The sequence below is a fragment of the Neisseria sp. P0022.S010 genome (genome assembly GCF_051956635.1).
Genome location: NZ_JBQCXF010000183.1, coordinates 1 through 5,588, shown reverse-complemented (window position 1 = coordinate 5,588; position 5,588 = coordinate 1). Strand labels below are relative to the sequence as shown.

The window sequence follows — 5,588 nt, the reverse complement described above, 5'->3', positions numbered from 1 at the left end:
AGTGAGGCGGTATCGAGTTTTCCCTGCGCCCAGTCCTGCCATTGCTCCGGCGTACTGATTTTGCTGGAGGAGGCCTGCCATGCGGCGATATTGAAGCTGAAACGGCAAACGTTTTGAGGCATGATGTCTTTCAATGTTTTACATTTTCATACATTGTAATGAAATGGGTTAGTAAAAGCTAGGCTCTGTTATAATGCATATTGTAACGTAATTTATTCCCGGATGACATTTTATGCCTTCAATACCGAGTGCCCCGATTTATGATGTGGCTTCGCTGCTTCCTCACAGCGGACATATGGTGCTTATCGATTGTGTGAAAGAATTTGGCGATGACTACACGGTTTGCCGTGCGCCGGTTGGCGACAAGCATATTTTGCTGCAGGACGGCGTGTTGCCGTCTATGGCTTATATGGAATTGATGGCGCAGGGCATAGGCGCGTTTGCAGGCATTGAGGCTTTAAAGGCCGGAGAGCCTGTCCGTTTGGGTTTTTTATTGGGAACGCGTAAGCTGGATTTGTTTGCCGATTCCGTGCCTGTCGGTACTGAGTTGGAAGTCAGGGCGCATGTGTCCATTCAGGATTTGGGCGGCATGGGCGTATTTGATTGCGAGTTGCGCTGGACGGATGCGCCGGAAGATGTGAAGCCTCTGTTGCCGCCGGACGGTTTGCTGGCAAAAGCCTCTTTAAATGTGTACAGTCCGAAAGACGGCCAAATCATTTAAACTGTTTACAAGGCCGTCTGAAAAGACAAAGATTCAGACGGCCTGTCGATATAGTGAGAAAACGTATGAGTGAAACTATTTTAATTACAGGGTCTAATCGCGGTATCGGCAAAGCTGTCGCGCTTGGTTTGGCACAGGACGGCTTTGATATTGTCGTCCACTGCCGCAGCCGCCGCGATGAAGCGGAAGCTGTCGCGGAAGAAATCCGTGCATTGGGTAGAAATGCACGCGTGTTGCAGTTTGACGTGTCCGACCGCGAAGCCTGCCGTGAAATTCTGACTGCTGACATCGAAGCAAACGGCACATATTACGGCGTGGTGTTGAACGCCGGACTGACGCGCGACAATGCGTTTCCTGCGTTTACAGATGATGATTGGGATTTGGTGCTGCGAACCAATTTGGACGGTTTTTATAATGTGTTGCACCCTTTGACCATGCCGATGATCCGCCGCCGTAAAGCAGGACGGATTGTGTGCATGGCGTCGGTGTCCGGTTTGACGGGCAACCGCGGTCAGGTCAATTACAGCGCGTCCAAAGCGGGCTTGATCGGCGCGGCAAAAGCCTTGGCGGTCGAACTGGCGAAGCGCAAAATCACCGTCAACTGTGTGGCGCCGGGCCTTATCGATACCGATATTATCGATGAGAACGTACCTGTCGAAGAAATCTTAAAGGCCGTCCCTGCCGCGCGCATGGGATTGCCGGAAGAAGTGGCGCATGCGGTGCGCTTTTTGATGGATGAAAAAGCGGCGTACATTACGCGCCAAGTGATTGCTGTGAACGGAGGTTTGTGTTGAATACCAGAAGAGTCGTTGTAACAGGTATTGGCGGTATTACCGCCTTCGGCCGTGATTGGCAAAGTATACAGGCGGCGTTTAAAGCCGAAAAAAATGCCGTCAAATACATGGACTGGAGCGGACGCTTTCCTGAATTGGAAGCGCAACTGGGTGCGCCGATTGAAGGCTATTCCCCTCCAGAGCACTGGACGCGCAAGCAGCTCAGAAGTATGGGTCGCGTATCGCATTTGTGTGTCGATGCGGCGGAGCAAGCCTTGACGGATGCGGGTTTGCTGGACGATGAAAGCATTACAGACGGTCGTATGGGCGTGGCATGCGGTTCGTCTGTCGGCAGCACCAAAGACATCGGCGATATGGGTGAACTTTTGATAACAGGCACATCGCGCAATTTCAACGCCAATACTTATGTGCGCATGATGCCGCATACGACTGCCGCCAATATCGGCATTTTCTTCGGTTTGAAAGGCCGCATTATCCCGACATCGAGCGCGTGTTCGTCCGGCAGCCAAGGCATTGGTTATGCCTACGAAGCGATTAAATACGGCCTGATTGATATGATGCTGGCGGGAGGCGGCGAAGAATTTTGTCCGTCTGAAGTTTATGTTTTCGATTCACTTTATGCCGCCAGCCGCCGCAACGGCGAACCCGAACTGACCCCGCGTCCTTACGACAACGAACGCGACGGCTTGGTCATCGGCGAAGGCGCAGGCATTTTTGTATTGGAAGAATTGGAACACGCCCGTGCGCGTGGTGCGAAAATCTATGCCGAGCTTGTCGGCTATGGTGCCAACAGCGACGGCAGCCACGTTACCCAACCGCAAAAAGAAACCATGCAAAAATGTATGGAGCTTGCGCTGAAAGACGCCGGTATTACGCCTGATAAAGTCGGCTACGTCAGCGGCCACGGTACGGCGACCGAAAAGGGCGATATTGCCGAAACATTGGCGACCGAGGCCGTGTTCGGATTCATCCCCATGAGTTCGCAAAAAAGCTACCTCGGCCATACACTCGGCGCGTGTGGCGCGTTGGAAGCCTGGTTCACCATCGAAATGATGAACAACGGTTGGTTTGCGCCGACTGTCAATTTGGAAAACATCGATCCGCGTTGTGGTAAGGTAGATTACATTCAAACAGGCGGACGTGAAATTCAAACCGATTATGTGGTCAGCAATAACTTTGCTTTTGGCGGCGTCAATACTTCGCTGGTGTTCAAACGTTGGCAAGAATAATCATCGCTTGATTTCATGATTAAAGGCCGTCTGAAACTTATCTGGAGTTTCAGACGGCCTTTATTTTATTTACGGATTGAGCCGCTTTTGGATTTTATTCGTTTGTTTTCTTCTGATTTAAATCCACCAGCCTTGTTCCGGCCAAGAAGTCGTAGAGGAACTGGCGGTCGGGATGGAACAGGGCGAAGCCCCATGGCAGGATGAGCCAGATGAGCGCGGCGCCGAATGCGCCTTTGGGCGGGATATTGAGCAGATGACGCAATCCGGCGTAGGCGAGAAGGGGAATGAAAACAATAAAAATGCTGGCCCAAATAAAGCGCAGGCGCAGTTGCGGCAGGGATGGCTGGGTATCGTTTTTATCGGTCAAACCGATTTTCCATGTCTGCATGGCGAGGGTTTGGCCTTTTTTGTGCCAGTTGGCGCGGAAGTAGAGCCACCATGCGTAGAACAGAATCAGGCAGGTTGCCAGCATGGACAGGCGCGTGGAAACGGGATTGAGAAAGATGGCGGCAATACCGGCTGCAAGGGCGGCAATGCTGGTCACGGCGCCGGTCAGCAGAAGTTCGTAAACCAGTGCAGCGAGGCGGCGTTTGAGAGGGGCGGTGAGAAGACGGGTCATAATGCGATGGAAACGGAAATGGGTTTGATGGCAATAAAAACAGGCCGTCTGAAACGGGGTGGAATGTTCAGACGGCCTGTTACTGTCGGGATTAACGATGTGGACGTTTTTGACCGCGTGCCTGTTGGGCGGCCATTTGGTTCATTTCCTGACGGGTCGGACGTTTTTTAAAGATGGCGTGCGCTTCGTCAACGGAACATTTTTGCGACAGGCAAACCAAGGTAATCGCGTCTTTTTGATGTTGGCCGCCGCTGTGGTACATGCGGCGCAGGTTGGCTTCGTTGATACGGCCTTTTTCCGGATCGATGTCGAATTTTTTCAGGCGCTCGAGGAATTGGCGTTGCTGACGGCGCGAAGTCCAAACGAAACCGCCTGCGGCAGCGGCCACGATGATGACGGCCAACAGGATGGCCAGCGGCCATGAATCGACGATCAGAACGATGATGAGGCTTAATACGGCAGTGGTCAGCAGGGCCAGACCGCCGATGCGAAGTTTGGTTTTATTATCCATACGGTTGGTGTTTCCTTGTTTTTTGCTGGAAGAGGCCGTCTGAAATGCGAGGTTCAAACGGCCTGAATTTAAGTTTACGCTATTTTACAGTATTTTCTGTTTTTGGGGCGTATTGCGTGCAAGTTTCTTGACGCGTGGCAACGGTTTTCAAGCGGCCAGCGAAGTAACGAGTTGTTTGAACTCGGTCCATGCATCGCCTTCTTCCGCGCCTTTGATGATGCGGTCGATTTTGGCGCAGGTTTTGAGCGCGTCGAGCAGGCGGTTGATGGCAATGCGTTTGGCCGCCATCGGTGCAAGGGTCTGCTTGTCGCCCCATAAGCGCAGGCTGTTGCGCAGGCTTTGGATGTTTTGGCCTTGCTTGAGTGCGGCAGTGAGGCGGATTAGGGTGCGGATGTCTTCGGCAACCGCCCACAACAGCAAAACCGGCTCTTCGCCTTCTTCTTCCAAACCGTCCAGTAAGCGGGAAACGCGCAGGGCATCGCCTTTCATCCATGCGCCGGCCAGTTGGAATACGTCGAAGCGGGCGACGGTGGCAACTGCGGCTTCTGCGTCGGCAATATTGATCAAATGGCCTTTGGGATGGAGCAGTGCGAGTTTTTCGATTTCCTGACGGGCAGCCAAAAGATTGCCTTCGACGCGCTCGGCAAACAGGGCGAGTGCTTCAGGTTCGATGTCCAAACCCTGCTGTTTCAGACGGCCCTGTATCCATTGCGGCAAAGCATGTGGCACAACGGCTTTGGCTTCTAAGACGATGCCTTTGCCAGCCAATGCGGAAAACCATTTGGACTGGATTTGTGTTTTTTCAAGCTTGGGCAGGAGGATGAGCGTAACCGTATCTTCGGGCAGGCGTTCGGCGAAGGCTTGCAGGGCATCGCCTCCGTTTTTGCCAGGTTTGCCGTTGGGAATGTGGATTTCCAGTAATTTCAAATCGGCAAACAAACCTGCGCTGCCGGCACTTTGCAACAGCTCGTTCCAGTCAAAATTGTTTTCAGCGGTATAGACTTCGCGGTTGAGATAACCTTGTTTTTTTGCGGCTGCGCGCAGCGTATCCAAAGCCTCGATGCGCAACAAATCCTCTTCGCCGTGGATGATGTACAACGGCTTAAGCGGCGTATCGGGGCGCAGGCTCTCAATAGGCGCGGCAGCCATTATTGCGCTTTCAGGAAAGTCAGGCGGCGGACGATTTGATCTGCGGCGTCGATGCGCATTTCAGACCAAATGGTTTCTTCCTCTTCCTGTTTGCCCAAGACTTCGCTGTCGGCGTAGTCCATGGTGCGGTGCACCTTGACTTCCATCGGTTCGCCGACCGGCTCGCCGTTGCGGAAGGCTTGGGCTTTGACGGTCATGGCCAGCAGGTATTCGTTGATTGCGGCGGCGCGGGTGATGGTGTAGATGTCGCGGCGTTTTTGGAAGTCGACAACGCGCAGGGTGATTTGTGATTCGGCTTCGCTAACCGGATGGCCGTCGGCACGGCGTAAGGCATTTTCCAGCGCTTTTTGCATGACGGCTCCGCCTTCTACATGCCAGTTCTGATAAGGAAGCGGCTGAGAAGTCACGCCAGTGCCTTTCAGGTGGAAACCGCAAGAGGCAAGCAATAGGGCGAGTGCAGGCAATAGGATTTTTTTCATTGGATATTCCTTCGTTGAAACCGGTTACGGTATCGTCGGATTATAACGAATAATGTTTAGGCCGTCTGAAACCGTAAACGGAAAGT

7 protein-coding genes are annotated in these 5,588 nt (G+C 52.9%); 3 read left to right on the top strand and 4 right to left on the bottom strand.

Going from position 1 to position 5,588, the window contains the following annotated elements; translation table 11 throughout:
- Positions 1 to 232 precede the first annotated feature (232 nt).
- The 3 genes from ACTHUT_RS13210 (at position 233) to ACTHUT_RS13200 (ending at position 2,744) form a co-directional block, all read left to right on the top strand.
- Positions 233 to 721, top strand: a complete 489-nt coding sequence (locus tag ACTHUT_RS13210) for an ApeP family dehydratase (protein WP_204787863.1) — start codon at positions 233 to 235, stop codon at positions 719 to 721.
- 65 nt (positions 722 to 786) lie between these two features.
- A complete protein-coding gene (gene fabG / locus ACTHUT_RS13205) occupies positions 787 to 1,515 on the top strand; it encodes a 3-oxoacyl-ACP reductase FabG (protein ID WP_003746422.1) in 729 nt (242 codons plus the stop codon).
- Complete coding sequence (locus ACTHUT_RS13200; RefSeq protein WP_440385806.1) at positions 1,509 to 2,744, top strand: beta-ketoacyl-ACP synthase; 1,236 nt, start codon at positions 1,509 to 1,511, stop codon at positions 2,742 to 2,744. The genes fabG and ACTHUT_RS13200 overlap by 7 nt, the downstream gene beginning before the upstream one ends.
- A 94-nt stretch (positions 2,745 to 2,838) precedes the next feature.
- On the opposite strand, the gene ACTHUT_RS13195 is transcribed toward ACTHUT_RS13200, so the two are convergent.
- The 4 genes from ACTHUT_RS13195 to ACTHUT_RS13180 all read right to left on the bottom strand — a co-directional run bounded on the left by ACTHUT_RS13195 (position 2,839) and on the right by ACTHUT_RS13180 (position 5,502).
- Entirely contained in the window at positions 2,839 to 3,363 is a 525-nt protein-coding gene (locus ACTHUT_RS13195; protein WP_440385807.1) for an RDD family protein, read from the bottom strand.
- A 91-nt stretch (positions 3,364 to 3,454) separates the two neighbouring features.
- Positions 3,455 to 3,874 (bottom strand): hypothetical protein, encoded by a 420-nt coding sequence (locus tag ACTHUT_RS13190; RefSeq protein ID WP_003746427.1) that lies wholly within the window; start codon positions 3,872 to 3,874, stop codon positions 3,455 to 3,457.
- Positions 3,875 to 4,021: 147 nt separating this feature from the next.
- Positions 4,022 to 5,023, bottom strand: a complete 1,002-nt coding sequence (gene holA / locus ACTHUT_RS13185; protein ID WP_440385808.1) for a DNA polymerase III subunit delta — start codon at positions 5,021 to 5,023, stop codon at positions 4,022 to 4,024.
- Complete coding sequence (locus tag ACTHUT_RS13180) at positions 5,023 to 5,502, bottom strand: LPS-assembly lipoprotein LptE (RefSeq protein ID WP_003680809.1); 480 nt, start codon at positions 5,500 to 5,502, stop codon at positions 5,023 to 5,025. The genes holA and ACTHUT_RS13180 overlap by 1 nt, the downstream gene beginning before the upstream one ends.
- Positions 5,503 to 5,588 lie beyond the last annotated feature (86 nt).